Genomic DNA, 255 nt, shown 5'->3' with positions numbered 1-255 from the left:
TCTCCCGATCAACCCCCGGATACATCTGCTGGGCAATATACTCGCCCGCCACCGCACCCGATGCTCCTGCCAACGCGCCGTTGCCGCTGATTTGGGCAACCACGGCACCCACCACGGCATGTGCCATAAGATTGGCTTCGGTATTGACGGTTTTACCGTCTTGACTGGTGGTCATATTGTGGATCACTTCAGCCAGATACGGCGCACTGGCTCCCGCCAACGCTTTCGCCATGTCGCCGCCCGCTAAGCCCTGAA

1 pseudogene is annotated in these 255 nt (G+C 59.6%); it reads right to left on the bottom strand.

What is annotated here, in order from left to right:
• Positions 1 to 255 (bottom strand): annotated as a pseudogene (locus tag ACMV8I_RS21565) (VENN motif pre-toxin domain-containing protein); the annotation flags it as partial.

It is taken from the genome of Ewingella sp. S1.OA.A_B6, assembly GCF_049889095.1.
GTDB lineage: Bacteria > Pseudomonadota > Gammaproteobacteria > Enterobacterales > Enterobacteriaceae > Ewingella.
The sequence above is the reverse complement of the archived record's forward strand: the minus strand, read 5'-3'. Positions and strand labels throughout refer to the sequence as shown.